Annotated in this window: 29 protein-coding genes and 2 tRNA genes; 14 read left to right on the forward strand and 17 right to left on the reverse strand. The window is 48.1% G+C overall.

Annotated features, from left to right (window positions below; genetic code table 11):
• The first annotated feature begins 22 nt into the window (after nucleotides 1-22).
• Nucleotides 23-1,072 carry a universal stress protein gene (locus NX720_RS14075; RefSeq protein WP_262595439.1) on the forward strand — a complete coding sequence of 350 codons (1,050 nt, stop codon included), beginning with the start codon at nucleotides 23-25 and terminating at the stop codon, nucleotides 1,070-1,072.
• Nucleotides 1,073-1,145: 73 nt separating this feature from the next.
• Here NX720_RS14075 and NX720_RS14080 read toward each other — a convergent pair whose 3' ends face one another.
• Complete coding sequence (locus NX720_RS14080; protein ID WP_262595440.1) at nucleotides 1,146-1,595, reverse strand: c-type cytochrome; 450 nt, start codon at nucleotides 1,593-1,595, stop codon at nucleotides 1,146-1,148.
• 305 nt (nucleotides 1,596-1,900) lie between these two features.
• On the opposite strand from NX720_RS14080, the gene NX720_RS14085 reads away from it, so the two are divergent.
• Nucleotides 1,901-1,977: transfer RNA gene (locus tag NX720_RS14085), tRNA-Arg, on the forward strand.
• 75 nt (nucleotides 1,978-2,052) lie between these two features.
• Here NX720_RS14085 and NX720_RS14090 read toward each other — a convergent pair.
• The 14 genes from NX720_RS14090 to NX720_RS14155 all read right to left on the reverse strand — a co-directional run bounded on the left by NX720_RS14090 (nucleotide 2,053) and on the right by NX720_RS14155 (nucleotide 11,276).
• A complete protein-coding gene (locus NX720_RS14090; protein ID WP_262595441.1) occupies nucleotides 2,053-2,847 on the reverse strand; it encodes a hypothetical protein in 795 nt (264 codons plus the stop codon).
• The gene (locus NX720_RS14095) at nucleotides 2,844-3,125 is read right to left on the reverse strand and encodes a hypothetical protein (protein WP_262595442.1); all 282 of its coding nucleotides are present in this window, start codon (nucleotides 3,123-3,125) and stop codon (nucleotides 2,844-2,846) included. Before NX720_RS14095 ends, NX720_RS14090 begins: the two co-directional genes overlap by 4 nt.
• Entirely contained in the window at nucleotides 3,125-3,376 is a 252-nt protein-coding gene (locus NX720_RS14100; RefSeq protein WP_262595443.1) for a hypothetical protein, read from the reverse strand. The genes NX720_RS14095 and NX720_RS14100 overlap by 1 nt, the downstream gene beginning before the upstream one ends.
• Nucleotides 3,376-4,188, reverse strand: a complete 813-nt coding sequence (locus NX720_RS14105) for a helix-turn-helix domain-containing protein (RefSeq protein WP_262595444.1) — start codon at nucleotides 4,186-4,188, stop codon at nucleotides 3,376-3,378. Before NX720_RS14105 ends, NX720_RS14100 begins: the two co-directional genes overlap by 1 nt.
• Nucleotides 4,189-4,944: 756 nt before the next feature.
• Nucleotides 4,945-5,292, reverse strand: coding sequence for a P27 family phage terminase small subunit (locus NX720_RS14110; protein WP_262595445.1), 348 nt, complete (start codon nucleotides 5,290-5,292; stop codon nucleotides 4,945-4,947).
• A gap of 281 nt (nucleotides 5,293-5,573) precedes the next feature.
• On the reverse strand, nucleotides 5,574-6,107 hold the full coding sequence (locus tag NX720_RS14115) for a ProQ/FinO family protein (RefSeq protein WP_262595446.1): 534 nt from the start codon (nucleotides 6,105-6,107) through the stop codon (nucleotides 5,574-5,576).
• Nucleotides 6,108-6,289: 182 nt separating this feature from the next.
• Nucleotides 6,290-8,401 (reverse strand): AAA family ATPase, encoded by a 2,112-nt coding sequence (locus NX720_RS14120; protein ID WP_262595447.1) that lies wholly within the window; start codon nucleotides 8,399-8,401, stop codon nucleotides 6,290-6,292.
• On the reverse strand, nucleotides 8,398-8,625 hold the full coding sequence (locus NX720_RS14125) for a hypothetical protein (RefSeq protein WP_262595448.1): 228 nt from the start codon (nucleotides 8,623-8,625) through the stop codon (nucleotides 8,398-8,400). Before NX720_RS14125 ends, NX720_RS14120 begins: the two co-directional genes overlap by 4 nt.
• A 55-nt stretch (nucleotides 8,626-8,680) precedes the next feature.
• The gene (locus NX720_RS14130) at nucleotides 8,681-8,998 is read right to left on the reverse strand and encodes a hypothetical protein (RefSeq protein ID WP_262595449.1); all 318 of its coding nucleotides are present in this window, start codon (nucleotides 8,996-8,998) and stop codon (nucleotides 8,681-8,683) included.
• A 27-nt stretch (nucleotides 8,999-9,025) separates the two neighbouring features.
• Nucleotides 9,026-9,196 (reverse strand): hypothetical protein, encoded by a 171-nt coding sequence (locus NX720_RS14135; protein WP_262595450.1) that lies wholly within the window; start codon nucleotides 9,194-9,196, stop codon nucleotides 9,026-9,028.
• Nucleotides 9,196-9,363, reverse strand: coding sequence for a hypothetical protein (locus NX720_RS14140; protein WP_262595451.1), 168 nt, complete (start codon nucleotides 9,361-9,363; stop codon nucleotides 9,196-9,198). The genes NX720_RS14135 and NX720_RS14140 overlap by 1 nt, the downstream gene beginning before the upstream one ends.
• Nucleotides 9,363-9,596 (reverse strand): helix-turn-helix transcriptional regulator, encoded by a 234-nt coding sequence (locus NX720_RS14145; protein ID WP_262595452.1) that lies wholly within the window; start codon nucleotides 9,594-9,596, stop codon nucleotides 9,363-9,365. Before NX720_RS14145 ends, NX720_RS14140 begins: the two co-directional genes overlap by 1 nt.
• Before the next feature lie 121 nt (nucleotides 9,597-9,717).
• Complete coding sequence (locus NX720_RS14150) at nucleotides 9,718-10,002, reverse strand: hypothetical protein (RefSeq protein WP_262595453.1); 285 nt, start codon at nucleotides 10,000-10,002, stop codon at nucleotides 9,718-9,720.
• 65 nt (nucleotides 10,003-10,067) lie between these two features.
• The gene (locus NX720_RS14155; protein WP_262595454.1) at nucleotides 10,068-11,276 is read right to left on the reverse strand and encodes a tyrosine-type recombinase/integrase; all 1,209 of its coding nucleotides are present in this window, start codon (nucleotides 11,274-11,276) and stop codon (nucleotides 10,068-10,070) included.
• Between the two features lie 112 nt (nucleotides 11,277-11,388).
• On the opposite strand from NX720_RS14155, the gene NX720_RS14160 reads away from it, so the two are divergent.
• The 6 genes from NX720_RS14160 to NX720_RS14185 all read left to right on the forward strand — a co-directional run bounded on the left by NX720_RS14160 (nucleotide 11,389) and on the right by NX720_RS14185 (nucleotide 18,958).
• Nucleotides 11,389-11,489 (forward strand) — tRNA-Arg (locus NX720_RS14160).
• A 259-nt stretch (nucleotides 11,490-11,748) separates the two neighbouring features.
• A complete protein-coding gene (locus tag NX720_RS14165) occupies nucleotides 11,749-13,998 on the forward strand; it encodes a type I restriction-modification system subunit M (protein ID WP_262595455.1) in 2,250 nt (749 codons plus the stop codon).
• Nucleotides 13,998-15,368 (forward strand): restriction endonuclease subunit S, encoded by a 1,371-nt coding sequence (locus NX720_RS14170; RefSeq protein WP_262595456.1) that lies wholly within the window; start codon nucleotides 13,998-14,000, stop codon nucleotides 15,366-15,368. The genes NX720_RS14165 and NX720_RS14170 overlap by 1 nt, the downstream gene beginning before the upstream one ends.
• Entirely contained in the window at nucleotides 15,365-16,423 is a 1,059-nt protein-coding gene (locus tag NX720_RS14175) for a PDDEXK nuclease domain-containing protein (protein WP_262595457.1), read from the forward strand. The genes NX720_RS14170 and NX720_RS14175 overlap by 4 nt, the downstream gene beginning before the upstream one ends.
• 114 nt (nucleotides 16,424-16,537) lie before the next feature.
• The gene (locus NX720_RS14180) at nucleotides 16,538-17,467 is read left to right on the forward strand and encodes a type I restriction endonuclease (protein WP_262595458.1); all 930 of its coding nucleotides are present in this window, start codon (nucleotides 16,538-16,540) and stop codon (nucleotides 17,465-17,467) included.
• A gap of 267 nt (nucleotides 17,468-17,734) precedes the next feature.
• A complete protein-coding gene (locus NX720_RS14185) occupies nucleotides 17,735-18,958 on the forward strand; it encodes an IS110 family RNA-guided transposase (RefSeq protein ID WP_262595459.1) in 1,224 nt (407 codons plus the stop codon).
• A 211-nt stretch (nucleotides 18,959-19,169) separates the two neighbouring features.
• Here the strand turns inward: NX720_RS14185 and NX720_RS14190 are convergent, their stop codons facing one another.
• Nucleotides 19,170-19,865, reverse strand: coding sequence for a hypothetical protein (locus NX720_RS14190; RefSeq protein ID WP_262595460.1), 696 nt, complete (start codon nucleotides 19,863-19,865; stop codon nucleotides 19,170-19,172).
• Between the two features lie 281 nt (nucleotides 19,866-20,146).
• On the opposite strand from NX720_RS14190, the gene NX720_RS14195 reads away from it, so the two are divergent.
• The 3 genes from NX720_RS14195 to NX720_RS14205 all read left to right on the forward strand — a co-directional run bounded on the left by NX720_RS14195 (nucleotide 20,147) and on the right by NX720_RS14205 (nucleotide 23,308).
• Nucleotides 20,147-21,445: a hypothetical protein gene (locus NX720_RS14195; protein ID WP_262595461.1), complete on the forward strand. Its 1,299-nt coding sequence runs from the start codon at nucleotides 20,147-20,149 to the stop codon at nucleotides 21,443-21,445.
• A gap of 127 nt (nucleotides 21,446-21,572) precedes the next feature.
• Nucleotides 21,573-22,490 carry a TIM barrel protein gene (locus NX720_RS14200; protein ID WP_262595462.1) on the forward strand — a complete coding sequence of 306 codons (918 nt, stop codon included), beginning with the start codon at nucleotides 21,573-21,575 and terminating at the stop codon, nucleotides 22,488-22,490.
• 71 nt (nucleotides 22,491-22,561) lie between these two features.
• The gene (locus tag NX720_RS14205; RefSeq protein WP_262595463.1) at nucleotides 22,562-23,308 is read left to right on the forward strand and encodes a sulfite exporter TauE/SafE family protein; all 747 of its coding nucleotides are present in this window, start codon (nucleotides 22,562-22,564) and stop codon (nucleotides 23,306-23,308) included.
• A gap of 28 nt (nucleotides 23,309-23,336) precedes the next feature.
• Here NX720_RS14205 and NX720_RS14210 read toward each other — a convergent pair whose 3' ends face one another.
• A complete protein-coding gene (locus tag NX720_RS14210; protein ID WP_262595464.1) occupies nucleotides 23,337-24,368 on the reverse strand; it encodes a LacI family DNA-binding transcriptional regulator in 1,032 nt (343 codons plus the stop codon).
• Between the two features lie 356 nt (nucleotides 24,369-24,724).
• Here NX720_RS14210 and NX720_RS14215 point away from each other — a divergent pair, with 356 nt between their 5' ends.
• From NX720_RS14215 to tatC, 3 genes are read left to right on the forward strand one after another with little or no spacing between them, the layout of a single operon-like run.
• The gene (locus NX720_RS14215) at nucleotides 24,725-24,919 is read left to right on the forward strand and encodes a Sec-independent protein translocase subunit TatA (RefSeq protein WP_404830993.1); all 195 of its coding nucleotides are present in this window, start codon (nucleotides 24,725-24,727) and stop codon (nucleotides 24,917-24,919) included.
• An 11-nt stretch (nucleotides 24,920-24,930) separates the two neighbouring features.
• Complete coding sequence (tatB, locus tag NX720_RS14220; RefSeq protein WP_262595465.1) at nucleotides 24,931-25,332, forward strand: Sec-independent protein translocase protein TatB; 402 nt, start codon at nucleotides 24,931-24,933, stop codon at nucleotides 25,330-25,332.
• Entirely contained in the window at nucleotides 25,329-26,087 is a 759-nt protein-coding gene (gene tatC, locus NX720_RS14225; protein WP_262595467.1) for a twin-arginine translocase subunit TatC, read from the forward strand. The genes tatB and tatC overlap by 4 nt, the downstream gene beginning before the upstream one ends.
• Nucleotides 26,088-26,093 lie beyond the last annotated feature (6 nt).

The raw sequence follows: 26,093 nt of genomic DNA on the forward strand, positions 1-26,093 counted from the left end.
AAAGGGAATTGGTTCTTTAAGTATGTCGGCACAAAACGCCAACACAATAAGAGACGTGCCGGAGTCATTCTTGTCAGCAGAATTTCACAAGGCTGCAATACTTGCTATGTTGCCCACTGTGAGAGTGTCTCCAATGCATGCGTTTAAAACCATCCTGCTGGCAGTGACCCGTTTACACTCCAGCGAACTGGAGTTAAGCCAGACCTTCAGACTGGTGTCCGATAATAAGGCCCGCCTGATTATTGCGGTGTTTGACCAGAGTCTGGATGTGTTACAACGGCTGCAGTTTCTGCCACTGGAAGGAAAGCTTGAAGCGTTATGCCGAAAACAGCTGGAGGAGTATTCCGAAGCGTTAAAAGACAAGGCATGGGAAGAAGGTGTTCAGGCTGAAATCTGTATTGTTCCGGGTAAACCCAGACAGGTTATAGGAGGGTTGATCAATGACTACGGTGTCGACCTGGTGGTTAAGCTGGCAGACCCTTGTGGTCCACTGGCCAGGAACCAGCTGACCGGGAATGATCTGGCGCTGTTAAGAAAGTGTCCGGTGCCGGTACTGATGATGGCAAGCCGGGAGCAGCTGCCCGACTTTATTGGAAAAATATTGGTGGCAGTGGATGTGGGAGGCCCGGATCCCGAAGCCGTAGAGCTGAATCGCACCTTGTTACTCAATGGGCTCTACTTAAGCAGTCAGGAACAGGCGCAGCTGCATATTGTCAGTGTCTGGGGGCTGCCTGTTGAGCATCATGCCTTGCAGCATCTCGGAGAAGAAGAACTGTATGAATTACAGGAAACAACGCATCTTCGTTACCAGAAAAAGCTGGATGAGGCATTGGAGGATGCGGGCATTGATAAGAGCCGCCCTGACATTCATTGCCATTTGCTGAAAGGGCAACCGGCCCAGGAGATTCAGCGGCTGGCTAATGAAGTGAATGTTGATGTTATCGTGATGGGGACTCTGGGGCATCATAGCCACGGCGTTCTTATGGGAAACACCGCAGAAAACATCATTAACAATGTTTACTGCTCCATTCTGGCGATTAAGCCGGAAGGTTTTGTCAGCCCGCTTGGGTAGTGGTCTTGAGTAGTGATTTCGAGGAGACCGCTAAACAAGTGAGCTGGTTAACAGGATGTATGCTGGTGGCTGCTTACTCTTTTTTGGCTCCCATATATTGCATGGCGCTGCCGAACTCTTCTTCAGAGCAAGTCATGCAGGTACCCTTGGCAGGCATGCTGCCAATACCAGCGTAACCCTGCTGAAGCAGTTTGTTGAAACCACCCAGTGCGTTGGCTCGCTTTGTCCACTCAGCCGTGTCGCCTTTCTTTGGCGCACCCAGTAAACCTGTCGTATGGCAGGCCGTACAGAACTGGTTAAACACAGCCTCACCACTGCGAGGTTCACTGGCAGTGCTTGCTACGGCACCCGAGTTAGTTGCGCAGTCATCTCCCTGCTTACAGACGGTTCCTACCGGAGCTATTCGCTCAACAATTTCCTGACGGGAAGCATCGTCCAGCGGCACCGGTTTGGCCAGTGCCATCACCGGGAAAAGCCCCCCCAATAGAATCGCCAACAATCTCATGTGTGTAACCAAAGTCACTCGCTTATCCTCATTATGACAACATCAGGAACACGATGATTTTTATTGTCTGAGACCTTATCTTCCTGTTAGAAAAACCGATCTGCCTGAATGTGAACCTGTGAGCTGAATTGTTCTTAAGCATTGCGATTATAGAACAGATGCGCTTGTCGAAACAGGGGTTTGTACGTGGTTGTGGGCGGGTTTGTGCGTACAGGGTAAAAAAGGTACAGAATGATCTTTCACCGAATCGCTCGTTCCACGGAGTTGAGACTCAAAAAATCATGGACAAAGAGTGGGCTGGTCAGTAATATTGCAGCCTCTACGCACCTGTAGCTCAGCTGGATAGAGTAGTGCCCTCCGAAGGCATTGGTCGGTGGTTCGAATCCACTCAGGTGCGCCAATAAAATCAAGGGTTTCAGCTTTTCAGCTACCCTGACCACTCAGTCCGGTTCCCCTTCGGTTCCCCTTTTTTGACTCAAATCAATGGCAGTTGCTTCTCTATCTGCCGACAGTTAGCCGCCACCAGTTGCGCCTGTCTCTGGCTGCACTTCAGCAACTCCCGAACAGACCGAACCGTCGGCGCATGAATAACGCCATCAGATATTGCCTGAAACACTGCCAGTACTTCTGGTGAAGGTGGTACCTGCCTAATGGCTTCAGCTTCCTGATTAACCTGTTCTGGCTGGACACCTGCACCGCTCAAACTACGATTTTGTAGTTCGGGTGATGGTACTAGGTTAACGCCCATCAACAGCACAGTGAGATCCAACAACAGACCGATGCCGACGATTACGGTATTGATAACGGTGTTACCTTCGATGCCGGTAACAGTCTGGACACGTCCCCCGAACTCCTGAAGCGGTGTGACTGATGGTACTGGAAGTGAATCAAGCTGTTCCTGCAACTGACCTGCCTGAGTAACACGGTCATGCTCGATGAAAACATCAATCCGCTGTTGCAGGCTCGCCCGTTTCTGTCTCAATGCCGATCCGTCGGAATCACCAGCCGATAGAGTGGCGACACTGGCGACAACTGACAACAACAGGGCCGATACGATGGTCAGACCATAGACCGTGATACCCAGACCATTCTCAGCGCTGATGGCGTCTTTCAGTTTCGATGGCATATACAGCATGGCTGATGCCTGTACGCCGGTTAACGCCGCTGCAATTAAGAACCCTGCAAAGCCGGGGGCCAATCCCCAGGCGAAGGAGGCTGTCATGGTGAGGCTGATGGCGGCCAGAAAGTTTTTTAGGTACTGCTGCTTCATGCTGGAACCTCCGCCGGATCAATCAACAGGACATAAAAGTCGTCCAATACATCATGGTCGTTTTCATCTAACACCACTTCATGGTCGATATAACCAGCGGTACGCAGCTGCATTACAGTTCTGTAATGAGGAACTCGGATAGTGGTGCGGTACTCAGTCCCGCCAATGATGTTTGTCTGGTACTTGTCTGCCAGCTTTGCCAGTTCGTTCAGCATGAACCAGCCTGAGCGTGTTACGTCAATGATTGAGCGTACTGCTAGGACGTATGAATATTTCATTATTTGCACTCCATTACATACTTCACCAGATCATTCTGAGACAACAGGAACAGCTTGGTATCGGAAACAATGCGGGTGTGCTCGATACCATCCTGCTCTACGATGACCCACTGGCCACCATGACGCAGGGGTTCGCCCATTCTGATCTTGAATTTCTTAACAGCCTGCTTGACCACTTCTTTCAGCGGCTTCAAAACCTGCTTAACGGTTTCCAGTGCCTTCAGTACGAAGTTGAATTGAAGTTGTTTCATTAGAAGCGCTCCCCGATCATGGCCTTGTCTTCTGGTGCATCAATGAAGCCTTGTTCAAGGTTGTCATCCATAGACACGCCAGCCATCCAGTCAACTTGGTTAGGATTGCAGTCAGTCAGGCGCTCTACTGTAGTGCGAGGCTTGCGGTTCTGCTTATTACGGCCTCCGGACAACACGATAGGGACCTGTTTTTTCAGATGGCTACGGAACCTGTTAACCCACTCGTCAACGGGTTTAACAGGATTGCCCTGTTCTTCCCAGTAGCCGATGTAATTGGTGAGTACCTCAATAGCCGCTTCAGCTTCTTCAGTAGTATTATTGTATTCAGCCATCAGGGGTTGAAACTCAGCGATAGCAGTACGGATAGTCACCAGTGCAACATTCTCAGCAACTTTAGCAGTAGCCTTCTTAGCGTTCCGGGCTTTGAATTTCTTCTTAACCATATCAACTGCTGGCATGGCTACCTTTTTCATCTGGTCAACCGCTTCGGTCACTGCGTCGGCTGCCTGGTCGATTACCTCTTCGGCCTTCTGGGTGATGGTGTCGATCAGTAAGGTGTACATGTTGGAACGCTTGAATCCGCTGCCCGGATAGGTTCGGTTCTCAACAGAAATACGGTTGCCAGCTTTTAGCTTCTGAATGTGATTGGTGACTGTACGAGGGTGAAAGCCAGTATCGCTGGCAATGGTGCGAATAGAAGGAAAGCAGGTGCCGTCTGCGTCAGCTCTGTTTGCCAGTGCGACCATGATGGACTTTGAAACACCTGTAAGGGAAGTGTCGGCGGTTACTGCGTTGAGGTAGTTGATAGCCATGTCGTGAACTCTTTCTGGCTAACCGCTGCGCTTATCAAGGCGGGAGCGGCTAGGGGGTTGATAATGCCCAGTTCACGAATGGACACGCCTTAGACTCTACGACTAAGACCCCCGCTAACCGCTCACCATTAACTGGTTTGCTATGGGAGCAATAAGGGAAGAATTCTGTTGAATTCGTGAACTAAGCTGGATTGTTTGCCGGTTATCAAGCCAATCAAACAACGGTGTGGATATTACCGTATAGGACACAAAACAACAATACGTAATTAATTAATAGTTGATGGTTATCTGATGGTTATATGGTGGTTAATATCAGCACGACGTTCCTATCAGTTGGGAATGGCGTTCGCATCTGTTAGGAATGACGTTCCTATGCTGATTTACCGGCCTCCAGCCATCCCCAACCATTCAGCTTCGGCACCTGTTCGCCTGATCAACCCTTGCAGGCATCTTCAAATTAATTGAACGCTACCACTCTCCAACCACTAAACAAGATGCCGGCAATATCGGTTCAGATAGATTCAATATGGCTACAGATAGCCGCTCAATCGCTGCAATGTTTGGCTTTGAGAATGATTCCCATGATTCAAAATTATTGCATGGCACCTGCAAGGGTGTTTTTCGGGTCTATCAAGGGTGCGAACTTTTAATTTTGTACACGTGAGAATTTGGCGGGGCCGACGGTGTCGGAGGGGTAAGGGCCGTAGGGATTTGATCCACCCCCCCCCTACCAGATCGGCGGGAGTGGCTGGCAGATCACAAGTCACCCTCTGCCAGATAAGCCTGAATCATTGCGATAGCGCCACCGTCTTTCTTGTCGTCTTTCTTATCACCAGACGGCTCCATCTTCAAAGCACGGAAGGCAGTAAACATTGATTGCTCTGCTGCACGCTTAACCGACGTTGCAGGGTGCTTAACAAGGCCACCATCCCTGCCCTGAATGATCAAACCTTCATCGTCCAGAATCTTCTGGCACTCGATCATCTGTACGGCATTATTTACCACGGACAGAATCAAAGCATCCTGCTCTGGTCGGTATTCGTCCCGGTCTTTCAGGGTTTTAGTCAACTGTCTGGCTAACGTATTCTTTGTAATCTTCCGCATTCCACAAAAAACCTCAGTTTCTCATATATAAAAATTTGACTGGCCGCCGATGTCCGGAGGGGTCGATTCGAAAAATCAGATTCCTCGGCTCTCCCCCTGCCTGTCTCGGTTTTCCCCCTATGCCGGTGCGCTCCTCCGCCTTTTATTGACTTGGGTCAATGGTCGGGAGGTGACTGCCACCACCAGTCCGTCATGCCCTGCCGGACTGGGGGGGGTCTTACGTCAATGTTTGTTAGCGCTCTATATGTAGTGGTTTTACCACTAAATGCCTCTAAAATCCGCTATTTGTTGCGATTATCACTACTTTTTGAAAGGGCGGATTGTCCCTTTGGCCTCGGTGCATCCTTCGCCCTGGTCTTCATGCGCTTGGTTATATGAGCCACACGCACCCTTGCAAACTCTTTTTGGTTCTCCTGAATCTCTTCAGCTTCCCCGTTCAGGCCATACCGTTTATCTCCCTTTGCAACAGCCCTATGGTAAGGAAGCGACCTAACATACTGTTGCAAGGCTGCTGCTAACCACTCGCTAGACTCTCCCTTGCCTTCAAGATCGGCTATCAGGTCTTCACGGATGCCAACCTTCAGCGGCTTGGGTGGAAAGGCAAACAGGTCAGGCCAATGCTTTTGGAGTCGCTTAAACATCGCCAGTCTTTGCTTGTGCGTGATCCCTACCACTTCTTTCTTGTCCGGTGCTTTAACCGGCCCTTTCTTCTCTTCCGCTTCGGTCTTCGGTGTCGGCTTCCCAGACTGTTCCTTACCACTCCCTTCTTCAGGGATAACAAAGGTTCTCTTTTTCTTGTATGTAACTCTGGTCACTGTGCTAGCAGTAGCTCCGAGGAAGGTTGTGTGTTCTGGCATTTTCATTAATCTGGCTCTGGTTTATACGTATTTATACAGGGGCTTGATTTTAAAGGGCTGTAACTCACTCACTTTATCCATTTATATATATAAGCGGTAAAGTGAGTGAGTTTTCAAAGTGGTGTTTTTGCGGTTTCTACTTACCCATCGGAAAGACAGGTAAAGTTGCCGTCGGCTGTCTGCTTTATCAGCGGTATAAGATCATCACCACGCTTTTCAAGATACCCATCTTCGACCAGATCAGTTACCCAGTTTGAGTAATTGCTGATCTTAATGCCTTGCGCCTTCAGATCATCCCTGACCACCTTGTAAGTGCGCGGCTCTCCTGCTGCCATTCTGGAACGAACAGCCTGCAAGACGGCCTCTTTGTTCTTGCCCAGTGGTTTTATCTTAGTTTCCTGCTCTGGCTCAGGCACTTCCCCACCCTGCCCAGTGGCTACCAATGTATATTGATCGTCACCATCGCTGTCAGTAAACAGAAACTTTGATTTCAGTTCGAAAGCCTGCCGTTTCTGTTCTTCAGAGTCTTTGCTTTTTGTATGCGTCAGGGTGTAGGTGGCTTGCTCACCTTCCAGTCTGTCTACCCTGAATTCAAAGTCTGCTGCTGCTCGCAAGGCCGACGATCCCCGAGCGCCTTTTTCCTCATCCTTACCAGAATGATGCACAACAATAATTGAAGCTCCTGTATTTGCCTTGATCTTGTCGCAGCCAGCTATAAACAGATTCATATCTGCCGCTTTGTTCTCATCAGCACCGGCAAAACATCGGGCGAGGGTATCAAGGATTACTGCTGTAACCTTTTGGCCTGTCATGCGTTCAGCGGCTCGGATAGTGTTTATCATCGTCGTCACCTGGTCATTACTTCCAACGAAAACCGGGTGCTTTACCGTCAATAGGTTCCGAATAACTTCTTTATTGTTGAACTCGTCTTCCCATCCTTTAATACGCTTGGGGATACCTGGTCCACCTTCTGCCGCAACATAAACAACGGTGCCGGGTCTGCTTTTTTTGCCGTTCCACTCTTTGCCTGTCGCAATGCTCGCTGCCCAGGACACTGCATGGAATGATTTAAAACTGCCTGATTTACCGTAAAGTATCCCGAAGCTCTCTGCCGGTAGGTAATCTTTTATCAGGTAGTTCTGCTCTGTGTCGAACCCCTCAGAACCAACAAACAACCTGAACTCCTTCTCTTTCCCGACGGGAACCACCGGCTCCGCCTTAAGCTCATTATGTATGATCTGAGTTTCCTTCAGCCCTGCTTCGTATTCAACCGTAACCTTTTTAGGCTTCGCCAGCACTCCGGGCCTGATCTCAACGAGTTGACCAGATGCCAGCAATTCAGCCGAGTCGTCAATAAACACTAATGGTTCGTCCTGCTTCTCTGGGGCTGTTCTTGGTTTTTGCATACCCGCCTTGATTCCACTATTGAGAGTGGCCTTTACTTCTGAATGCTTCATGCCGGTGCTAAGTGCAGCTTGTTCTAACTCATGCATGGCATAGCCTTCTGACAGCTCACTGCCAGCTATCAAGCTTCCAGCTTTGCAAGCCTGTTCGTTCAGCGTCGTGTTTCTGGTGCCTTCACCTGCCCTGGTCATATCTTCACAGATACCCTGTAACGCCTTTAATCCGTATGGAGTCCCATCACCAGATGTTAATGGTTGGGGAATATAATCAGGTGCCTGATAATTACTTTCTGGTTTCTTCAGGAAATTAATCAGCTTCTCTGATGCCACTGGCAGATTATCCGGTGAAGTATTCAAAAGGGCTTTATGTGACTTCAAATAAACAAGCTGATTGCCGGTTTTGATATCAACACCATACTTGCCATTAATTACTAAATCAGGCTCCTTGTGTTCTGACTTAGCCCCGTTTCTGCTCTGGTGATATTCGTCCTTATTAAAAACGCCTTCAGGCCACCTGAATAAAAGGTGAAGGCTGTTCCCGGCTTTATTAATTTGAAACTCTGCTTGTTCCATATCACTGTCTGATATGTCGAAATACTCCCCGAACTCAGTTGGAGTAATGCAGGTATCAAGCCATTCGTTCGGATCGTCGCCCTTGTTTGCATCAAAGTCGATCAGAATCGTGCTGTCCAAGGCAAGGCCGATCATGTTCGCCTCTGACCAACTGCTGTCTGTTGCAGGGTAGTTCTGCCCTTTGTCGTATCCCCGCCTTGGCTTGGCATTCCATGCGGGTATGGTACGGAACCCATCGTCGTGCATCTTCGAAACGATGTCTGTAATGGATGTCACTTACCGTCCTCCATCGCCCATAAATCTTTTTGAAGTTCGTCCAGAGCTTTTAAAGCATTGCCAGCAAGATAAATGGTCAGATCGCACTGGCTATGTTCCCGAATTAAGCCAACAGCTAAAGAAACATCGTTCCATTTATCGTGCGCTGCTTGCATAGAATCGGATTGAGCAGGGGTGTTAACCGTTTCATTAACAGAGCGGGCTTTTTTAATTTCGATTTTCATTTTTGCTTTTCAAAGAATAAAGACGGGTCTGGATAAAACCCGTCATGGTGTGGCTTTAATGGTGAGCTACGCCCGCTTCATCCAAGTAAGGGTCTATTTCCTGCTCTATCAACTTGCCGAGAGCTTCATTGCCAGCGGCCGCTTCAAGCCATGCAAGGTAAGCTGCACAAGCTGCATAGCTATCAAACGGATTTACATCAAGGCCAATACCTACAAAGTTATTTAGCTCCTTCATAAAGCTGCCGTATACTTTTAATGGTTTGACTCCAAACACAGCTATTCCATGCTCTATCCGCAAGTAACCCTTTTCAATTGTTTTTGGTGCCATCTTCTGTGCATATTCAGCAATAGCTTCTAATGTTGCTTTGTCCATTTAATTAATCTCTCTGTGTGGGTTTAATTACTCGTTGATTTCTGTCTGAATGTTTCTTGAAAGTTCCAGAAGCAAATTCTGGACAGCCTTAACCTTTTCCATCATCTTTGGATCATCAGCTTCAAGTGGTAAGAAAACAGCCAGTGCGCAGTCATCGATGTCCGGTGATTCAATTGATATCTGGTGAATTATTTTCATTACTTACACTCCTTATTCTTCCGGGCTTCAGCTTTAAGCCTGCGTCGCCAGTAGCGGTTGTTTGGTACTTCGTCTTCCTTAAAAAATATTGTTGATTTGTCTGCCGGACTAACGTCTGCGTGTCCAAGGTCATGAGTAGTTTGATTGCGTCGTATAACTTTAGCCATTACCCAACCATCTCCTGCGCATTACTGGTGAATGCCGGTTGAGACTCCAGCCATTGATCAAGGTCTTTGATCCGATACCGAACCGACCTGCCCAGGCGAATGAATGGCGGTGGTGTTACGCCTCGGAACTTGCCGGTCAGCCGGGATACGTCAAGGTCTGACTTGCTCACGTTCAGATAGTGACTGGCCTCACTGGCAGAAAGATTAACTTTAGGAATGGTGATAGGTTTCATGTAACAAGCCCCCTGTCGTATGTCATTACGTGGGGTTATGGTGCGACAAAAAGAAAAGGCAGAGTATCGGGGCTTGTACAGGGTAAAAATAATCGTGTTTATTTATACCCTGTAGAACTACTTACATTTCTTCTCTTTCAATCCGACGGCATTCTTCGTGCGCCTTCTTTCCTTTCTTGTAATACTTTTCCACCGTGTTTATTGATAGCCCCCACCTATCAGCGGCTTTACCGCAAGACTCCACCACGGTTAGTCCGTCGTCTATATGGCAATCCACATCACGCCAGACATCTAAATACTTAAGGTCTGGACTCTTCCCTTTAACCCCCAATACTTTGTTAGCGCACTCGCCTAACGATATTCTGTCCAGGGCTTCGGCTAACTCTTCCACGGCGTATGGTGACATTTCACCTTTCCGCAACCGATCCGCCCATATACTGCACAATAAACGCTGCATTTCTGGAATCGCCATCACACCAGCCCCATCACTGCATTAATTTTAAGCTCTTGACTGGTGTGAAGGTACCGGGCAGTCGTGTCTAAACTCTCATGCCCCATCAGTTCCTTGATTGTCACAAGATCAACTCTGTTATGCGCTAACCTGGTGCCGAATGTGTGGCGCAAATCGTGCAATCTCAGATCGGGCAAGCCTGCTCCCTTCCTTAACTGTCTCCATGCCGAATTGATGTTATCCAGTCTCAGGCCCGTCACTGGTGAAGGAAACACAAGGCCACTGTTGCCTGTCTGATTCAACCAACCAACCAACGCCGTAAATGCTTTGTCGTTTAATGGTATCTGGCGGGTTTGTCCTGACTTTGCACCTTCACCAACTACTGTCAGCAACCGATCCGGTAGGTTAAGGTCAGCCACTCTCAGGTTGAACAACTCACCACGTCTTAAGCCGGTATTGAGCTTAACAACGATCATTGGCGCGACATGGTCGGTAAATGGCTGGTCAAAGGGCATTGGTGGCTTTCGGTTCCGATCCATGCACCACTTGATGTATCGGGTTCGTTCTTCCCTGTGCTTCTCCTGACGGGCTTCTACTGCATCCAGAAAGGTTTTTTCCTCAACAGTGGTCAAGTACCTGATCTTCTGATTCTTGTCTTCCTTCAGCTTTTTAACATCAGCCATCGGGGATACCTCCAGTAGTCCGGCCTTCACTGCTTTGTTTAGGACTCCCCTTAACCTGGTTAACATTCTGTTAGCCCCTGACGGCTTCCCCGGATAGGATCGCTTCCATTTCTCAATGCTCCATGCAGTAATAGAAGACATTGGTTGATCCATGTATTCAGAAAAGTGGTGCATCAGCTTGGGTGTCACTTCGTCGGCTGTCTTCTTTGGTGTGACCTCTCGGTATCCACCGGCAAGGAACGCTCTCAAGGTTTCCTGCTCCTGACGCTTCTGTTCTGCCCTGTGTGCCTGTTTCTCTGCTTGCGGGTCTAATCCCTTGGCTACCTGTCCGGCGGCTTCCTTGGCAAGCTTCCGGGCTTCTGTCGTGGTGACATTACCGAACCGGCCTAGCGGGAACGATCGGCTCTTGCCTTCAGGTGTCTTGTATTTGTAGTAGAAGAACTTGCCGGTTTTGCGAGGTAGGACGAAAAACCCCCTGACGGCGGAGTCGGTTAACCTGGCAGTGGTCTTTGATACTAATGAGTCGGTCAGCTTTTTGGCTGGCATTCTGGCGGTTCCCTTCCGGTTCCCCCTTTTTCAGGAGTGAAAAAAGGGTACGATGGTACAAGTATTTCGGTTAACACATAGAAAAGCCCTTATGTATCAAGGGCTTCAGGCGGCATCTGTATACTATACTGTATCGCTACGTATCGTGGAAATACTATTAAATAGGCTCTCCGAAGGCATTGGTCGGTGGTTCGAATCCACTCAGGTGCGCCATATTTTTCAATGACTTAGCGCATTTTTTTCTCACCCTGCCTCCTTCGCTTTTATCTCGTTCTAGCGCCCTTCTAGCACTAAAACTGAATTCTCTTTGTCCACGTAAATAACGCTACAGCCCGCCTGTAAGAAACGGTAAACTTCCCAACAAACGATTATCTGAGCCACCGGGCAAACTACTGCATAGACGGCATCATAAAAGGAACGTCTTCTGGATGATCAGTCCCGGTGTTTCCCATTTGCTGGATCGAAGTAACCCATGCCCAACACCCAAACCAACCTAGCCGCTTTCATCTGGTCCGTAGCCGACCTCCTGCGGGGAGATTTCAAACAGTCCCAGTACGGACGTATCATTCTGCCCTTTACCCTGCTGCGTCGTCTGGAATGTGTATTGGAACCGGGCAAAGACGCAGTACTGGCGCAGTATGAAAAACTCAAGGCCATGAATCTGCCGGAAGACGGCAAAGAGAAAATGCTGCTGCGGGCAACGAGAACCACCGACAAACCGGAAGGCATGGTGTTTTTCAACACCTCCCCCATGAACCTGCAAAAGCTGGGGCAGCAAGGCATCAAAGACAACCTGGAAACTTACATCCAGTCTTTCTCCCGTGATGCCCGTGAAATCTTCGAGCATTTCAAGTTTGATGAATTTGTCGGCACCCTCAACGAAGCCAACCTGCTGTATAAAGTGGTGCGGAAGTTCGCCACCATCGACCTCAGTCCGAAAGCGATCTCCAATCACGACATGGGTCTGGTATTTGAAGAACTGATCCGTCGCTTTGCGGAATCTTCCAACGAAACTGCCGGTGAGCACTTTACCCCCAGGGATATTGTGGAACTCACCACCTCGCTGGTGTTTATGGAAGACGACGATGCACTGACAAAAGAAGGCGTGATCCGCACCATCTACGACCCCACTGCCGGAACAGGTGGCTTTCTGTCGTCCGGTATGGAATACGTTTACACCCACAACCCCGATGCCGTCATGCATGCCTTTGGTCAGGAGCTGAACCCGGAATCCTACGCCATCTGTAAAGCCGATATGATGATCAAAGGGCAGGATGTCAGCCGTATCAAGCTGGGCAACACCCTGTCACAGGATCAACTCGCCAGCGACCAGTTTGACTATATGCTCTCCAATCCGCCGTTTGGTGTGGACTGGAAAAAGATCGAAAGCCACATCAAAGACGAACACACCCACAAAGGCTTCGATGGTCGTTTTGGCCCCGGACTGCCAAGGGTATCCGATGGTTCCCTGCTATTTTTGATGCACCTGATCAGCAAGTTCAGAACGGATGCAACGGATAACAGCAACCCCAGCCGCATCGGCATTATCCTGAACGGTTCGCCGCTGTTTGCCGGCGGTGCAGGTAGTGGCGAAAGCGAAATCCGGCGTTACATTCTTGAGGCCGACCTGCTGGAAGCCATAGTCGCCCTGCCCACGGATATGTTCTACAACACCGGCATCGCTACCTATATCTGGGTGCTGACCAATAAGAAGTCGGACGAGCGCAAAGGCAAGGTGCAGTTGATTAACGGGGCGAACCTGTTTGGCAAGATGCGTAAGTCGCTTGGTTCCAAGCGTAATATTATGAGTGAGGCTGACCGGAAGACGATTACCCGCAGCTTTGGTGCTTTCGAGGTAGCAAGCGATGATCGATTTGCCTCTAAGATTTTCGACACCCACGAATTCGGCTACCGTCGTATTACCGTTGAACGCCCACTGCGCCTGTCGGCCCAGATCACCTATGAAGCTGTAGCAGGCTTACTTGTTGCTCCCAGACCTTATAAAGCCATAATGAGCTGGATGATAGACGAATTTGGTTTCGAGATTCACACCGAACTGGCAGAAAACGAGACCGCCATTCGCAACAAAATAAAAGCCGACTTCAAAGAGCTTAAAGAAAAACAGATCAAAGAGGTATTGAACGACAAAATTTGGCTATTCCAGACTAACCTGACGGAAAAGGCGGAGAAGCTACTGTTGGCTATAGGCACTGAGCTGTTTAACGACTTCAACCAGTTCGATACCCAACTGAAAGCGGCGCTTAAATCCACCGGTATCAAATTCGATGCCAAAGAGAAAAAGCAGTTTCTGGATGCCGTCACATGGAAGAACCCCGAAGCCGAACCCGTGGTTAAGAAAGTTCTGAAAGAAGAAGCTCAACCGCTGTATGGTGCTTTTGAATACAAAGGCAAAGTGGTCGAATTCCAGCCCGACGGCGATCTGCGGGATAACGAAAACATCCCCCTTGACCCATCCGTCAGCAACTCCAAACTAATTGAAACCTATTTCAACCGGGAAGTGGTTCCCCATGTGCCGGATGCCTGGATCAATGCCGACAAGTGCGACGTCCAGGACGAGCAGATTGGCGTGGTGGGTTACGAGATTCCCTTTAACCGCCATTTCTATGCGTACCAGCCGCCCCGTGCGCTGGAAGCCATTGATGCGGATTTGGGTGCCGTCAGCGGGCGGATTATGAAGCTGCTGGCGGAGGTGCATTCGTGATGGGTGGCAGATATAACGCTTATCCGAAATATGAGGATTCAGAAATCATCTGGGTGGGAGAGTATCCTGAAAACTGGAGTCTTACCCGAGTAAAGTTTGAAGCTTATGTCAAAGCTCGTGTTGGTTGGCATGGTTTGAAATCAGATGATTTTACTGAAGAAGGTCCTTACTTAGTCACGGGTAGTGATTTCAAAGGCCCAAGAATCAGCTGGGATGGCTGTTATCATTGCGATCTCGTAAGGTATGAGCAAGACCCTTATATCCAGCTTGTTGAAGGTGATCTTTTGCTGACAAAGGATGGAACCATTGGAAAAGTAGCACTGGTACAGGGGTTAAATGATCAAAAAGCTACTTTGAATAGTGGCGTTTTTGTCGTTCGTCCTGCCAGAGATAATTTTTCTACCCGATTTTACTATTGGTTACTTCAGTCAAAAGTATTCACTGATTTCGTTGATTACAACAAGACTGGCAGCACAATCGTTCATCTATACCAAGATACGTTTGTGAACTTTTCCTACGCAGCACCGACGAGAAATGAAGAAATCAAAATTGCCAAATTCCTCGACCACGAAACCGCCAAAATCGACACCCTGATCGAAGAGCAGCAATCCCTGATCCGGCTATTGCAGGAAAAACGACAGGCGGTGATCAGTCATGCCGTCACCAAGGGGCTGAACCCCAATGCGCCGATGAAGGATTCCGGTGTGGAGTGGCTTGGGGAAGTGCCAGAGCATTGGGTTGTCGCTCCACTTAAACGATTTTCAAATATTTTGGACTGCAAGCATATCACCGCAGAATTTGTTGATGACGGGATACCTCTTGCAAGTATCAGGGAGGTCAAAGACTGGGCTGTTGATCTCAGTGAAGCAAAGAAAACTACTCAAAAATTTTATGATTTGCTTATTGATGGTGGTCGGAAGCCTGTTGTTGGAGACATTATATACAGCCGTAACGCTACTGTAGGTGAAGCTGCCTTGGTATCAGGTTGTGATACTTTTGCGATGGGGCAGGATGTTTGCCTGCTCAGAGCGAATCAAAACTTCAATTCTGAATATTTGTTGCACCAGTTGAACTCCCCAGTAGTAAAGCTCCAGTTGGATAGTTTGCTTATTGGTTCAACATTCAAGCGAATTAATGTTGAAGACATACGCAATTTTTTGATTGTTTCACCTCCTGAAATTGAGCAAGTTGAAATCAAATTATTTCTGCGAGAAAAAGCTAAACGATATGGTGCTCTAATTGATGATGCTCAATCACAAGTAACATTGTTACAGGAACGCCGAACCGCCCTGATCTCCGCCGCCGTCACCGGCAAAATCGACGTGCGTGACTGGCAAGCCCCCGAACAAAAACAAAAGGTCGCCGTATGAGCAAGACACCCGATTCACCGGCAAAGCCAGACAGCCCGGACACCCTGTTCGGCGACATCAAAGATATGATCCAGTCTGCCAAACAGCGGGCTGCTGTAGCAGTGAACGCCGAGCTGACCCTGCTTTACTGGCAGGTGGGGCAGCGGATTAATGACGAGGTACTCAAAGGCGAGCGAGCAGATTATGGCAAGCAGATTATCTCCGGTTTGTCGCAACAGCTTGTCCGGTTTTACGGCAAAGGCTGGAGCCCTCAACAACTGCGCCACTGTGTTAAATTTGCCGAGGTTTACACCTCTGAGGAAATTGTCTCTACAGTGTGGAGACAATTGAGCTGGTCACACCTGAAGCTACTGATCTACATAGATGACCCCCTGAAACGGGAGTTTTACAGTACCATGGCGATTCAGGAGCGCTGGTCTGTGCGTACCTTCAGCGAGCGCATGGATTCTATGCTGTTCGAGCGTACGGCTTTATCCCGCAAGCCGGAAGAAACCATTCTGCATGACCTCAAAATGCTGCGGGATCAAGGGAAGGCAGATCAGGATATTGTTTTAAAAGACCCTTATATTCTGGACTTTCTTGGGCTTAACGATACCTACGTAGAAAAAGATCTGGAGGATGCTATCCTGCGGGAAATGGAGCATTTTCTGTTAGAAATGGGTATGGGTTTCACGTTTATTGCGCGTCAGCATCGGGTTCAAATTGATGAAGATGATTTTTATATTGACCTTCTGTTTTACAACCGGAAGCTCAGGCGACTGGTTGCCATTGAATTGAAAACAGGCAAGTTCAAGGCTGAGTACAAAGGTCAGATGGAGTTATATCTACGCTGGCTGGATAGATATGACCGGCAGCATGGAGAGGAGCCACCGATTGGCGTTATCCTTTGCGCTGGCAAAAAACAGAAGCAAATTGAACTACTTGAACTGGATAAGAGCGGTATCCATTTAGCAGACTACCTCACCAGTATGCCGTCAAAAGAGCTACTGGAAGAACGCTTCAAACAAGCCGTCCGCAACGCCCGGAAACGCATTGAAAACAAGAGCGAGCAATAAGCCTCTCTGATTGTCTCCGCAGTGCGGAGACAATTTATCCGGATTGAAACATTGTGCAGACACTGTCTGCACAATTCCTGAAGAGTCCCAAATGCAGACCTTCAGGGTACCATTTTGAGACCCTGGAATATGGACAGTACCTCCGAAATCACCTTCCAAAGCGAACTCATCGCCCGGATGCAGGCCAACGGCTGGCAATTGGGCAAGTCTGACCAGTACGACCGGGAAACCGCCTTATACACTGCCGATGTACTGTCCTTTGTAAAAGACACCCAGCCGAAGGAATGGGCAAAGTTCTGCAAGTTGTTCCCCAATGATTCGGAAGCGCATTTCATCAGCCACCTGGTGACGCAGCTGCAAAAGGCGAACCCCAACGCCATCGACAAGGAACTGCGCAGCTATGGCACCCTGGGTGTGTTGCGTCATGGGCTGAAGATTCGTAATGCCCGGTTCTCTCTGTGCCAGTTTATGCCGGAACACAACCTGAATCCGGATACGCTGGCCCGTTATAAAGAAAACCGTTGTCGTATTGTGCCGGAGCTGGTGTATTCGCCCTATGCTACGGCAGAGCATCTAGCTGAAACCGGTAAAAAAGCCAGGGCATGGCGCATTGATCTGGTGCTATTTATCAACGGTTTGCCGGTGGCGACGCTGGAGCTGAAATCGGAATTTAAACAGTCCGTCGATAACGCCATTCGCCAGTATAAAAAGACCCGTCTGCCCAAAGACCCGGAAACTGGCAAGCCGGAACCGTTGCTGACTTTCAAACGGGGTGCGCTGGTGCATTTTGCCGTGAGTCAGTACGAAGTGTATATGACCACCAGACTGGCAGGCAGCGATACCTTCTTTCTGCCGTTTAACAAAGGCACGGCGGAAGGCGGAGCAGGTAATGATGTGCCGGAAAACGACAATGACTATGGGACAGAGTACCTGTGGAACGAGGTGCTGTTGCCCGATAACCTGCTGAATATTCTTGCCCGGTTTGTGCATCTTGAAATCAAATCAAATCTTCATGACCGCATTTCCGGTCACCCTGCACAATGAAAATGATGTGCTGCCACAATGTATCTGAGGCAGAGCCTGACAGTGGTCGAATTCTTTGCAGTGGCTTTTAGACCCTGAACTCAAATTGACCTGGGCTGGATCGTTCGCACCCTCGCTTATCTCATGCTTCAGGGCTGGTACCATCAGGCTCCATCTCTGGAACATTGAATGCACGGCAAACAGCCCTTTTCTCCAAGTGAGACTATGGCGATCCAATCCAGTTCGTCAGGCTCTGCTGTTCTTCCTTGAACTTGTGGAGCATAGACGATGCAACCCATTGTGAAAAACTGTGCAGGTATTGATGTTCATAAAATGATGGTCATGGTCTCTATTCGTAAGGCAATGCCAGACGGCAGTGTTCAGGTAACAACCCACGAGTTTGGGACTTTCAGAAAAGACCGGGAAGCGATGTGTCAGTTTCTTCAGCAGCACCAGATTGATTTGGCTGTAATGGAAAGTACGGGGGTTTACTGGAAAAGTATTTACGCTTCTATCATTGGTCGTGACCTGAACCCCTGGGTAGTGAATGCCCGGCACGTCAAGAACGTGCCCGGTCGCAAGACCGATACTTTAGACAGCCAGTGGCTGGCCCAGCTAGCCCATTGTGGTCTGGTTCGTCCAAGTTTTGTACCTCATCCAGATCAAGAGCAGTTGCGCCTCCTTACCCGTCGCCGTGACGCACTGGTCAAGCAAACTGCGAATGAGAAGAACCGGCTGCATAAGACACTGGACGACAGTGGTATTCGGCTCGGTGGCCTGATCAGCGACATCAATGGCAAATCAGGCCAGCGTATGGTCAATGCGCTGATTGATGGAGAATCCCTTCAGGACATTATCAAGAAGGCAGACGGTCGGTTGAAGGCTGACAAAAAACAGTTAATGGCCAGCATGGACGAAAAGCTATCAACCTCTCACCTTATTGTACTGAGAGATATCCGGAGTCATATTGATTTCCTTGGCGAGCAGCTGCAAAAGCTGGAAGTCCAGATTCTGAGAGTAATCCAGCCATGGAAAGAGGCCTGGCAGCTTCTGCAGACGTTACCGGGCGTTCATGAGATGAGTGCTGCAACACTGATTGCAGAAATCGGTGATGATATGAGTCAGTTTGGTGGCATGAAGGAAATTGCTTCCTGGGCGGGACTTTGCCCAGGAAATAACGAGAGTGCAGGCAAGCGCAAAAGCGGTCGCACACGCAAAGGCAATAAAATGATCAAGACGACTCTTTGCGAAGTGGCCAATGCGGCCATCAGGACAAAGAGCCAGTTCAAGGGCAAATATCAGGGCTTGGTTATTCGCAGGGGACACAAGCGCAGTTTGATTGCCATTGCCCATAAACTGATTCGTGTGATTTATACCTTACTGAAGAAGCGACAGCCATATGTCGATCCTGACACTGACTACGAGGGTTTAATGGTCAGGAAGAACGCATCACGCTGGCTTCGCAAGCTGGAAGAATACGGCTACCTGGCTCAGGTTCAACAACAAGCCTGAGCTTATGGTTAACACGATGGTTCCTTGCTCGTGCAAGGTGGTTGTTTGTGCCCACAATTTAGGGATTTTCACGGCAAATTATAACGAACGGGAACTTGAACAAGGCTTCATTGCTATGTAGTGATTGAACTGAAGGCCACAGACTTTGAACCGGAACACTTGCTCCCAGCTCTTAGCCATAGTGGGATGGCTCACCTGAGAGGGTGTCAGGCTAAGTATCTAATGCAACCCTGTGGAGATTCCACCACCCTCCCTTCCTTTCATACCAGCCGGAATCAATACGTGCTCTTACGTTTTGGACAAACGCCTTTGGATTGGGGTATGAAAAAAGTCCACCTTCAGGTTCAAACATCTCCATAGCATCACTCTCATAACGAAAACCTACTGCATGGCCGTTATATAGTGTGTGGTTACCATCCTTGTTGAAGAACAATAATATGTAGTGTCCGGATTCACTTAATACCCAGTCGATAAGATTGCCGCTACTGAAATAACCGTATCCACTAATATGCGCCAGAGTAATAAGGTTCTGGCTTTGTAATAAATAAATCAGGCCTTCGCCATAATCGAGCTCTTTGGATTCAAACAACGTTTTTCTTGCGTAAGCCGACTGGACTACTCCCATTAAGTGCATATCACCCAAATCACTAGCTTGACGAACCCCTTTCCCATTGGTAGCGATACTTTTCTTTATCCAGATCACCACCATGCCTGAGCAATAACCAGCATACTCATCCTTATAAGACGCAACCATAGTCCGGTAGCCTTTACGAAGAGGAGATTTTTTCCATCGAGATTCAGGTGAGTAATTATTATGCATTGCAAAAATATGTTTAAACGAGGCCATTTTACCAACCTTCCTATACACAAAGATCGCCCCTGAAACTAAAGGATAAAAAGCAGACATTAGCAAATAGGGTATTGCTATTTTGGCTCGATTTTTTGGATCCTATTCTGGCTGACGGTGACCGCTGCATAAGCAATCAGGCTCTTAACTGGTTTTGACAGGCTGCTCCACCAGTAACTCCAACAACGGCTGGAGCACGCCTTTACCTCGTTTCCCCATGTTATGGAAATTCTTGAAGAAGCCATCATCCTCCTCATAACGAGCATACTCTTTGTGACTGAACTAAATCAGAAACTGAAGGTCATAAACAACAATTATATTTTAAATGCAGTGTTGAAAACATGGATGTAGGGCAGCCGCTTTCACAGGGAATTGTGCAGAGTAACCTCGGAATTCCCATTAATTGTGACAAACTAGATGAAGTAAGCTGTTTTGCCGGTTTCTCTGTACGGGAGGTGGTTAATAAGCTTAATGAAATCCCTCCCTGTGAGAGTTTTAAATCGGTAGCAGGCTTTGGCAATACCTTCTGGTTTACTAATGAATATCATGGTGGCTACATCTCTGAAGGTACCGCTTCACTGGAAGATACGTTTAAGAAAATGAAAGCGTTCTCCCCTGTTTCGGAAAGGCGTATTTCAATTGTTACCGGGGAGTCGGGATTGTTATCCTGCCTGCCAGAGTTGTCCAAACTATCAAATCTCGTTATTATCCTTGATCAAAATCCAATATTACTGCTTTTCTTGATTTCTATATTTAATGAACTTCCTAAAATTGAGCGTTGCGGAGAAGAAGAATATGAAGATTTGATTAAGGATGCATTTCTTGCGGTTAAGAAGAAGGTAGAAGATATTATTTTTTCAGAAGAAGATATTTTATATTTAGCCAAAGAATATAGAGATGCCTTTAAAGAGTGGCACTGTTTTTCATCCAAAGAAAGATTTGAAGAAACAAAGAAAGTATTAAAGAAAATACATATCCATCCTGTATGTACAAATTATTATGATGAAGCGGCAATGAAAACGCTGGCAGAAATTATATCAGACGAAGGCCTCAGTATTGCATTTTTCAATGTGACTAACGTACTTGAATATTACTATCAATTCTTTGAGTGGAAACGCTATCCATGCCCGATCAAAGGTGTCGACAATACCCTTTATTTAAAGGAGTTACCATTAACGGAAGATACATTGTGTGCCTATAGTTCGTTAATGTATCGTGATGATAAACAGACAGCGACATGTACTGGCGATATTTTTTTTGAAGAAGCTTATCAACTGCATAAGCTTAATATCTATTATGACGTTTGCGGTGAGACACTTAGCGAACAGAAAACGGATAAAGAACTGATTGTTGAGGCATGCTTAAGGCTTGCACAAACAGATCCCCGTGAGGATGGTAATATATTAACTAAATTACGTAATTTACTGGCTCATTCCAGTCAGGAGGCTTTATTTCAGTTGTCTCAGAATTACCGTGAAGTCAGCAAAAAAATTGATAAAAATAAAGCATACAAATCATCTTTAGAAAATGAGCAAAAAAAATTTACTTTCCTTTCTGTTCTTCAGCGGGCTCTGGATGAGGCTGGCTTAACAGTAAACAGGCCTGACTCCTCCTATGAAGGAAAGCGTAAAAAAAGATAGGACAGAAGGCTATTAACGACAGAAACAATGTCTGATATCAATGCCTGCCATTAACCCTCTCTGATATATATCAGGTCATGAGTCGTGTCATGCCATAGAAATAATAACGACAGGCGGGAACCTGATCATGATAAATACAAATAAGAAGCACGATCGCTACCGTTTTGCCGCCGCCCCCTGCTCCTGGGGCATAGGCAATCCGCAATGTTCGGACAGCCCCGTGTGGCGAAATCTGTTGCAGGAAGCTTCAGAGGCGGGTTACTCGAGTATTGAGCTTGGGCCTTATGGTTATTTTCCCACCGATGGCAGTATGCTGAAAGACGAGCTGAGTCTCCGAGGTATGTCGGTTATCTCTGGCAGGGTCTTTGAACCTTTGTGGGATCGTACCCGGCTGGAAGAAACCCTGTCCAAAACCCGCAAGGTCTGTCAGCTGCTTCATGCTGTGGGAGCAAAACAGCTGGTGATTGTTGATGCAGTCAATGATATCCGCGAGCGCTTTGCCGGTATCAGTGACCAGGCGGCAAGACTGGACAAGCCCAGGTGGCGGACCATGATGTCGACCATACGCTGCATTGCCGATATCGCTATGTACGACTATGGTATTAGAGCTGTTGTACACCCTCATGCAGGGAGCTATCTGGAATTTGATGATGAAATTTCCCGGATGCTGGAAGATGTACCTTACGAAAAAGCTGGCCTGTGCCTGGATACAGGGCACTTTGTGTACGCTGGCCTTGAGCCTGCCCGGTGGATGAAAGAGTGTACTTTCCGGCTTGAGCACGTTCACTTTAAGGATGTCTGTAACCAGCGCCTTGAACATTGCCTGAACAGTCAGATGGTCGGGTTCAGGGACGCCTGTGATTTTGGTGTCCTGCGGTCTGTTGGTGAAGGTGATATAGATTATTGTGCAATCAAAGACGCTTTAGACCGGGTTCAGTACGATGGCCATATAACCCTGCAACAACTTCGTGATCCGGAGTCTGAAATCAGCCCGTTTGAAGATGTGCGTCGAAGTCTGAATTATCTGCGTGAATTAGGCTTCTGAATCGGCAGCGGTACTTTTTATTACTAGTATGAGCCGTGTATGTTTTACACGGCTTTTTTACTGGAGAGAGTATGGACTTTGGTGTGCCACTGTTGCCATTTTTATTCGTTGCTGTACCCGCGGTTCTTATCGCTGCTTTGGGAAAAGGTGGGTTGGGTAACGCCATGGGAGTGATGTCTGTTCCCCTGATGTCGCTGGTGATTCCACCGGTTCAGGCGGCTACTATTCTTCTGCCGCTATTGCTTATCATGGACCTGTTTGCCATCTGGGGTTGGAGAGGGTTTGTAGACTGGAATATCCTGAAGGTCATTATGCTACCGGGCTTAATGGGGGTAGGGCTTGGGTTACTGATTTTTTATCATCTGCCTGAAAATGCCATTCGTTTTCTTATTGGTAGCATCGCTATTTTGTTTTGCCTTCATCAGTTTTTCTCAAAAGGAGCCGCACCCCATAAACCCAGCCGTCTGAAAGGCATTTTCTGGGCAACAGTCAGTGGCTTTACCAGTTTTGGCGTTCACGCCGGGGGAGCGCCGCTCAGTGTGTATATGCTGCCCCTGAAACTGGATAAAAGGGTACTGAGTGGCACGATGGCGATATTCTTCGGGGTAGTGAATCTCTTCAAAATTCCAGCGTATGGCAGTTTGGGTGAACTGAGCGTTGATAACCTTATACTGTCGGCTATGATGTTACCTCTCTGCCCGTTGGGTGTTTACGCAGGTATGAAGCTGGTGCATCGTGTTCGTGAAGCTATTTTTTACAGGGTGCTTTACACCGGATTGTTGATAACCGGCGTAAAGCTCATTATGGATGCGCTGTGATTTGGCCCCAATCAGTGAGGTCAGTGGTTTATTTCAGGTAGCGTACCGATTCCCTGATTTTAATCTCAGGTATAAACTCCCGAACCAGTTTTGGCTGCTCCTGCTTTCCGGGCTCATGTTCGCCAGCGAGTGCCAGAGCCAGAGACGCAGCCGCTGTGCCCATGGCTTCAATGGGATAGCGGACAGTGGTCAGTCCAGGGTTAAGGAAGTGTGCCAGCAGTACGTCATCAACCCCCATCACTGATACGTCGTTTGGCACCTGCACTTTGCGCTCCCTTAACGCCATCATGCACCCTGCAGCCATCGCATCGTTGTAGGCAAAGATAGCGGTAAATTCAACCTTACGGTTCAGCAGCTCAATGGTGGCGTTATAGCCTCCCTGTTCGTCAGGCTGGTTTTTGCTGAGCAATCCAGTGTCCGGGAATATGCTGTGAGCCAGCAGAGCCTCCTGATAGCCCTGGTAGCGGTCACGGGTATCTTCGAGTTCAAGGTGTTTGTTTTCTGAAGAACGGGAGATAAATGCAATATGCCGATGCCCGTGTTCAAGCAGATAGCGGGTGGCCATCTCTCCGGCTTTACGGTTGTCGAGATAGATGCAACGCGCCTCAAAGCCCTGAATGCTTCGATTGATAATGACCGAGCTGGTTTGAGACTCAAGCAGTTCCATCACCTGATAGTCAGAGAGCGCTTTGGAATGAACGACAATGGCATCACATCGGCGGTCGATCAAAGAGAGGATGGCCTCTTTTTCCCTTTCCGGATCGTGGTGGCCTGAGCTGACTAACAGCTGTTTGTTATAGTGACTCGCAACCTTTTCAACACCGCGCATAAGCAGGCTGAAGAACGGATCACCCAGGTCGCCGACCACCAGGCCCAGGGTATCGGATTTATTGCTGACCAGAGCCTTGGCAAAACTGTTCGGTTTGTAGTCAAGCTCAGACATGGCTCGCACTACAGCCTCTTTTTTGCTCCGGGCAACACCTGCCGTATTGTTAACGACGCGGGAAACAGTAGATATGGAGACTCCCGCCAGTTTCGCGACATCTTTTATATTAGCCACTTTCGCACCACATCAGTGAACTCATCATGCTGTTGATTGTGCCAGACTGGCTATCTGGTATGTTGCCTTGCATCAAGGTTTAGAAAAGCTTTGCACGAAACCGAACAAAAAAGTGCAATACGTGTAATGGTACAATCTCTTTATAAGGACTTCGCATCCGCGGGTTGATCTGGATCAACAAACCCATTGCATTATGGTTGGGTTGTGTTGATTCCTGTTGTTTTTGGCTGGGGATGGTTAAGAATCTACCATCCACTATTTGTATTGTTCTTAATGACTAGCTGAGACTACTGATTGTTCTGTCGCTGTACTGTCAAGTATGCTTCATTGAGTTCGTAATTTTTCAGGAGAGTGTTATGGGTCTGGGTGGAATCAGTATCTGGCAGCTGGTGATTATTCTGTTGATTGTCGTGATGTTGTTCGGTACCAAAAAGCTAAAGACACTGGGCAGTGATCTGGGTAGTGCGGTTAAAGGATTTAAGGACGCTACAGCCAGTGAAAAGAATGAAGGCCAGGCTTCCGGTAAGGAAATCCCGCACGATAAATCCTGAGGTAATGCCCGGTGTTTGATATTGGCTTTTCCGAAATATTGGTCATTGCTCTTCTGGGGCTGGTGGTTCTGGGGCCTGAGAGACTTCCCCAGGTAATCCGTACCGCTGTCCGCTGGCTTCATCACTTCAGGCAGACTGCGCGTAATGTTCGGGAAACCATGGAAAGCGAGCTTAATATTGAAGAAATCAAACAGGATTTGCATTTCAAGGATATTGAACGACAGTTGCAGGGTGTAAAGCAGCAGGCTTCTGAGGCAGGGGAGAGTATGAATAATATGTCGTCCCAGTTGCAGGAAGAACTTGATCGTTCTCTCAGTCAGCAGCTTGATAACAAGGAGCCGCTTGATAAGAAGGAGCTGCTTGATAGCAAGGAAGGCTCGTTGGTTAAGAGTCAACCAGGAGACAAACCATGACTTCCAGTGCAAGTACCGGCGACAGGGAGCAGCCACTGATCCAGCACTTGCTGGAGCTGAGAACCCGTATTATTCGCAGCACAATGGTTATATTGATTGTGTTTGCCGGACTGTTTTACTTTTCCAGCGATATTTACGAGTTCATATCACAGCCGTTGCGGGTCTATCTGCCCGAAGGTGCCAGCATGATTGCGACCGATGTCGCATCGCCTTTTCTGGCTCCCTTCAAGCTGACACTGGTATTGTCTCTGTTTATCGCCGTCCCCTATATTCTGCATCAAATCTGGGCATTTATTTCACCGGGGCTGTATCAACATGAAAAGCGTCTGGCGATACCGCTGCTAATTGCCAGTGTCCTGTTGTTTTACGGCGGAATGGCGTTCGCTTATTTTGTGGTTTTCCCACTGGTGTTTGGTTTCTTTACCAGTATTGGCCCGGAAAGCGTGGCGGTGATGACTGACATTAACAGTTATCTGAATTTTATTTTGAAGCTGTTTTTTGCTTTTGGCCTGGCTTTTGAAATTCCGGTTGCAACGGTGCTGTTGATCTGGTCTGGCGTATCGGATATTGATTCTCTGACAAAGAAACGCCCCTATGTCATTGTCGGGTGTTTTGTTCTGGGTATGTTGCTAACACCACCGGACGTAATTTCCCAGACACTGCTGGCAGGGCCGATGTGGCTGCTGTTTGAAATGGGTATTTTATTTGCCCGCCTGAATCCGGCTGTTTCTGCAAAGCGAGCTGAAGCTGAATAGCTCATC

Origin of the sequence: Endozoicomonas euniceicola (genome assembly GCF_025562755.1) — a bacterium.
GTDB lineage: Bacteria > Pseudomonadota > Gammaproteobacteria > Pseudomonadales > Endozoicomonadaceae > Endozoicomonas_A > Endozoicomonas_A euniceicola.

What these genes read in the sequence shown, in the direction of transcription:
- NX720_RS14075 (WP_262595439.1), top strand. Translation starts at nt 23, where the DNA reads ATGTCGGCACAAAACGCCAACACAATAAGAGACGTGCCGGAGTCATTC.
- NX720_RS14090 (WP_262595441.1), bottom strand. Translation starts at nt 2,847, where the DNA reads ATGAAGCAGCAGTACCTAAAAAACTTTCTGGCCGCCATCAGCCTCACC.
- NX720_RS14095 (WP_262595442.1), bottom strand. Translation starts at nt 3,125, where the DNA reads ATGAAATATTCATACGTCCTAGCAGTACGCTCAATCATTGACGTAACA.
- NX720_RS14100 (WP_262595443.1), bottom strand. Translation starts at nt 3,376, where the DNA reads ATGAAACAACTTCAATTCAACTTCGTACTGAAGGCACTGGAAACCGTT.
- NX720_RS14105 (WP_262595444.1), bottom strand. Translation starts at nt 4,188, where the DNA reads ATGGCTATCAACTACCTCAACGCAGTAACCGCCGACACTTCCCTTACA.
- NX720_RS14110 (WP_262595445.1), bottom strand. Translation starts at nt 5,292, where the DNA reads ATGCGGAAGATTACAAAGAATACGTTAGCCAGACAGTTGACTAAAACC.
- NX720_RS14125 (WP_262595448.1), bottom strand. Translation starts at nt 8,625, where the DNA reads ATGAAAATCGAAATTAAAAAAGCCCGCTCTGTTAATGAAACGGTTAAC.
- NX720_RS14130 (WP_262595449.1), bottom strand. Translation starts at nt 8,998, where the DNA reads ATGGACAAAGCAACATTAGAAGCTATTGCTGAATATGCACAGAAGATG.
- NX720_RS14135 (WP_262595450.1), bottom strand. Translation starts at nt 9,196, where the DNA reads ATGAAAATAATTCACCAGATATCAATTGAATCACCGGACATCGATGAC.
- NX720_RS14140 (WP_262595451.1), bottom strand. Translation starts at nt 9,363, where the DNA reads ATGGCTAAAGTTATACGACGCAATCAAACTACTCATGACCTTGGACAC.
- NX720_RS14145 (WP_262595452.1), bottom strand. Translation starts at nt 9,596, where the DNA reads ATGAAACCTATCACCATTCCTAAAGTTAATCTTTCTGCCAGTGAGGCC.
- NX720_RS14150 (WP_262595453.1), bottom strand. Translation starts at nt 10,002, where the DNA reads ATGTCACCATACGCCGTGGAAGAGTTAGCCGAAGCCCTGGACAGAATA.
- NX720_RS14155 (WP_262595454.1), bottom strand. Translation starts at nt 11,276, where the DNA reads ATGCCAGCCAAAAAGCTGACCGACTCATTAGTATCAAAGACCACTGCC.
- NX720_RS14165 (WP_262595455.1), top strand. Translation starts at nt 11,749, where the DNA reads ATGCCCAACACCCAAACCAACCTAGCCGCTTTCATCTGGTCCGTAGCC.
- NX720_RS14170 (WP_262595456.1), top strand. Translation starts at nt 13,998, where the DNA reads ATGGGTGGCAGATATAACGCTTATCCGAAATATGAGGATTCAGAAATC.
- NX720_RS14175 (WP_262595457.1), top strand. Translation starts at nt 15,365, where the DNA reads ATGAGCAAGACACCCGATTCACCGGCAAAGCCAGACAGCCCGGACACC.
- NX720_RS14185 (WP_262595459.1), top strand. Translation starts at nt 17,735, where the DNA reads ATGCAACCCATTGTGAAAAACTGTGCAGGTATTGATGTTCATAAAATG.
- NX720_RS14190 (WP_262595460.1), bottom strand. Translation starts at nt 19,865, where the DNA reads ATGTCTGCTTTTTATCCTTTAGTTTCAGGGGCGATCTTTGTGTATAGG.
- NX720_RS14195 (WP_262595461.1), top strand. Translation starts at nt 20,147, where the DNA reads ATGGATGTAGGGCAGCCGCTTTCACAGGGAATTGTGCAGAGTAACCTC.
- NX720_RS14200 (WP_262595462.1), top strand. Translation starts at nt 21,573, where the DNA reads ATGATAAATACAAATAAGAAGCACGATCGCTACCGTTTTGCCGCCGCC.
- NX720_RS14205 (WP_262595463.1), top strand. Translation starts at nt 22,562, where the DNA reads ATGGACTTTGGTGTGCCACTGTTGCCATTTTTATTCGTTGCTGTACCC.
- NX720_RS14215 (WP_404830993.1), top strand. Translation starts at nt 24,725, where the DNA reads ATGGGTCTGGGTGGAATCAGTATCTGGCAGCTGGTGATTATTCTGTTG.
- tatC (WP_262595467.1), top strand. Translation starts at nt 25,329, where the DNA reads ATGACTTCCAGTGCAAGTACCGGCGACAGGGAGCAGCCACTGATCCAG.